A 3,504-nucleotide genomic window follows, 5' to 3' on the forward strand; every position below is an offset into this window, starting at 1 on the left:
GCCGATGCCGTCGGCGGCATGCAGCAACTCGGTCAGCGCCATCTCCGGCCAGCCGCGCGCTGGCAGCACCGCGTCCAGCGCGGCGTGCCCGGTGGGCTGCGCGCTCGGCGGCAGCGCCGTTGGCTGGCCGCGCCAGACCCGGCGCTCGGCCAGCAGGCGGTCGAGGGCGACGACGGCGGCCATCAGCCGGGCCGGATCAGGCCGCAGTAATGCCCTTCGATGGCGAAATCCTGCCCCGGAGCGACCACGATCGGCGCATAGGCGGGATTGCGCGGCAGCAGCGCGATGCCATCGCCATCGGCGCGGTAGCGCTTGATGGTGAGTTCGCCGTCCAGCCGCGCCACCACGATCTGGCCGTTGCGCGCGTCGGCGGCGCGGCGCACCCCGACCAGGTCGCCGTCGAGGATGCCGTCGTCGATCATCGAATCGCCCTGCACCCGCAGCAGGTAGTCCGGGCGCAGCGCGAACACCGCGCGGTCCAGGCGCAACTGCTGGTCCAGGCCGATGTCGGCGCCGATCGGCGCACCGGCGGCGACCCGGCCCAGCACCGGCAACTGCAGCAGTTCGCTGCGGCTGCCGGCCTGCGCCGGGCGCAGGCTGCGCGCCTGCTGCGGCACCTGCGCCAGCAGCCCGGCCTCGACCAGCGCCTGCACGTGCTTGCGCGCGGCATTGCGCGAGGCGAAGCCGAAGCGTTCGGCGATCTCGGCCAGGCTTGGCGGCCGCCCGTCCTGCTCGATGCAGGCATGGATGTAGGCGAGGATGGCGGCGCGCTGCGGGGACAGGGTGGTCATAGTGTACATTTGTACACCTTTGGCGGTGCCTTTGGCGAATGGATGTGCTGAATGCTTTTGGAGGAGACGCTGTCGGTTTTTCCGGGGTAGCCGTTCTTGGGCGGTACCGCGGGTCTGGATGACGCCCGTTCGTCGCCGCATCCTTTCTGGTCGTGACTGCTTGCGGTGGAGTCCGCGATGAGCATGATGGTCATCTGGGGCAGACTCATGGTGCCTGGCCGCTGCGGCCGGGCGCCATTGTTGCGTTCACCGAGTGGAGTTGCAGGTTGTCTGCGACTTCCGCCGGTACTGCCGCTTGCCCGGCGGCGTGTCGCGTCCGAAGCTGTCGATACGAGCGTCTTGACAAGCACACGGGGTGACGTCGCGATGGGCAGATTGGTCAGGGGTTGGAGTTGTGTGTTGCTCGGCGCCTTGGCGGTGTCCGGGCACGCTGCAGGGATCGCTCAGCAGGATCTGCGGGACACACTCCTGGCCTTTCGCGCCAAGGCGAGCGTCGGGCCTTTCGGGCCAGAAGAATTGCGCGAAGTGGCGAAGGTGCTGGATGGCGGTATTCCGTCCGAAGGCCAGGTCGGCTGCGAAGGGGTCAATGCCTTGGCGGCGATCGTGCTCGCGTCGCGCGGTGATGGGAAGCTCCAGACTCGGCTCATGGACGCGCTCTACGAGCGTGTGGGAGATGATGTCGACGCCCAGGGCTATGCCGAACTGGCTGACCGCGTGGCGCTCTCCAGCGGAAAGAAGCCGTCCTACGGGGCAGTCCCCGAACTGAAGGACGGAGTGCTCCGCCTGCAAGAGGGCTTGAGCGAGATGGCGGTGAATGAGGAGCGTGATGACCTGGGGCTTGCGCCCATCGCTGTGGATCTTCGGGCTGCGAGTGACCTGATCTCCGTCGGCGTGCCCTATGACCAAGTGATCGGTGGGGCCGCGTTGTGCCAGCGGCCGCCACCCATCACGCATCCCGATCTGAGGCGCTCTCTGGATGAGCGATACGCGCGGGACCAGAAGCTGAGGGAAGCGTGGGACGAGGCCGGGACGGGGGCGGATTCCGCCGAAGCGAAGGCGGCAGACGCCGACGATGCCAGGAACGCGGTGTTCGTTGCGGATGTGCTCAAGAAGTACGGCTTTCCCGACGCGCAAATGGTGGGGCGCAAGGGCGTCATGGCGTTCTACATCCTGGTGCAGCACTCCCACAGTCCTGAGCTGATACGGGAGGCGCTCGGAATGGCGCGGCCGCTGATGCTCCGGGGCGAGATGGCTCGCCATGATTACGCACTCATGGTCGATCGACTGCGCATGTACCAGGGGAAAGAGCAGATATACGGCTCTCAGGTCAGCGAGGATGGCGGAAAGGTCGAGCCGTATCCGATCCAGGACAGGGCATCGCTGGATCGCCGGCGGGAGATCATGGGGATGGAACCGTTCGATGCATACCTGAGCTCGATGCAAGGCAATTGATCAAGACCAATGTCATTGGCGGGTGCCAATGTCCGAGGCCAGGCGTTGAGTCGCAGGGTGGCAATTGCGTCAGCGCAGGATGCCGGCCGAAGTCTTGGCCTTCGCCGTTGGCGGTTTGCCGACTGACCTGCCCGACTGCACGGCGACCAGGTCGATCTGGATCCGGTAGCCCAGCGCCGTGGCGGCACGGCTCAACGTGTCCAGGGTGAGGCTGGTGTCGGTGGCATCCAGCACGCGGTCCAGTTGCGAGCGACTGGTGTTCATGCGCCGGGCCAGTGCGCTCTTGGTGAGCTTGGCGGACTTCATCGCTTCGGCGACCTGCCAGGCGATCACGCGCTTGGCGGCGAGTGCGGCGGTGTCTTCGAGGATGCCTTCCTCGGCCAGGAAGCTGTCGAAGCTGGACCCGATATGGGGATTGCGGCTCATCGCATCACCTTGTCTCTGCGGCGTTTGGCGGTGGCGAGATCGGCGCTCGAGGTCTTGCCCGACTTCTTGACGATGCCGTGCAGCAGCACCATGTCCGATCCAACGCCGGTGAAAAAATCCGCGCAATGCCTTCGGGAATCGCGCTGCGCACTTCCCACAGGCGCTGGTCCAGCTTGCGCACCAAGGGCATGCCGAGCGGCCATCCCAACTGCACCGTCTTGATGTCGCCGCCGATCGCTTTCCTGGCATCGGCCGACACCGCTTCCCTGAGCCAGACCCGCACCGGCTCGACGCCCGATGCGGCACGGTAGAAGCGCACGTCCAGTGTGGTCTCCATGGCGGCATGGTGTACCAATGTTGGTGCATACGCAAGGTGCGTTCGCCGCCCTTTCAGCCGCGCCCAGCGCCATCCTCCGGCATCGCCCCGGTGTAGCGCGCACGCGGGCGGATCAGCTTGCCCAGGGCCTGCTGCTCCAGGGCGTGGGCCAGCCAGCCGGCCTGGCGGGCGGCGGCGAACAGCACCAGGGCGTGCGCCGACGGCAGGTCGTGGACGAAGCAGAGTGCGGCCAGTAGGCAGTCGATGTTCGGGCGCTGGCCGCTGCAGTCCTGGGCGGCGGCGATCACCGCGTCCACGTGCTGCATCCGCGCGCTGTCGCCGCTGCGTTCGCGCAGCAGGCGCAGCACTTCGGCCGCGCGCGGGTCGCCGTCGGGGTACAGGGCGTGGTGGAAGCCGGGCAGGTCGTCGCCGCGCTGCCAGCGTTCGGCGATCAGGGCGGCGGCGCTGGGCGCGTCCTGGGCGTCGCGCAGCAGGGCATGGGCGCGGGCGGTGGCGCCG

General features: G+C 67.8%; 5 protein-coding genes and 1 pseudogene. 1 reads left to right on the forward strand and 5 read right to left on the reverse strand.

From position 1 onward, the window contains the following. Positions 1–183, reverse strand: a pseudogene (locus D183_RS25900) (translesion DNA synthesis-associated protein ImuA); the annotation flags it as partial. Then, a complete protein-coding gene (lexA, locus tag D183_RS0123485; RefSeq protein ID WP_017911146.1) occupies positions 183–791 on the reverse strand; it encodes a transcriptional repressor LexA in 609 nt (202 codons plus the stop codon). The pseudogene D183_RS25900 and the gene lexA, both read right to left, overlap by 1 nt. Before the next feature lie 399 nt (positions 792–1,190). On the opposite strand from lexA, the gene D183_RS0123490 reads away from it, so the two are divergent. Beyond that, a complete protein-coding gene (locus tag D183_RS0123490; protein ID WP_017911147.1) occupies positions 1,191–2,243 on the forward strand; it encodes a DUF6624 domain-containing protein in 1,053 nt (350 codons plus the stop codon). 69 nt (positions 2,244–2,312) lie between these two features. Here the strand turns inward: D183_RS0123490 and D183_RS0123495 are convergent, their stop codons facing one another. The 3 genes from D183_RS0123495 to D183_RS26060 form a co-directional block, all read right to left on the reverse strand. After that, positions 2,313–2,669 carry an XRE family transcriptional regulator gene (locus D183_RS0123495; RefSeq protein ID WP_017911148.1) on the reverse strand — a complete coding sequence of 119 codons (357 nt, stop codon included), beginning with the start codon at positions 2,667–2,669 and terminating at the stop codon, positions 2,313–2,315. Positions 2,670–2,673: 4 nt separating this feature from the next. Beyond that, entirely contained in the window at positions 2,674–3,006 is a 333-nt protein-coding gene (locus D183_RS26695) for a type II toxin-antitoxin system RelE/ParE family toxin (RefSeq protein ID WP_232757345.1), read from the reverse strand. Positions 3,007–3,059: 53 nt separating this feature from the next. After that, positions 3,060–3,504 (reverse strand): citrate/2-methylcitrate synthase (locus tag D183_RS26060; RefSeq protein WP_017911151.1); only part of this gene is annotated, 445 nt, incomplete at its 5' end.

The organism is Xanthomonas sp. SHU 199 (assembly GCF_000364665.1).
Taxonomy (GTDB): Bacteria; Pseudomonadota; Gammaproteobacteria; order Xanthomonadales; family Xanthomonadaceae; genus Xanthomonas_A; species Xanthomonas_A sontii.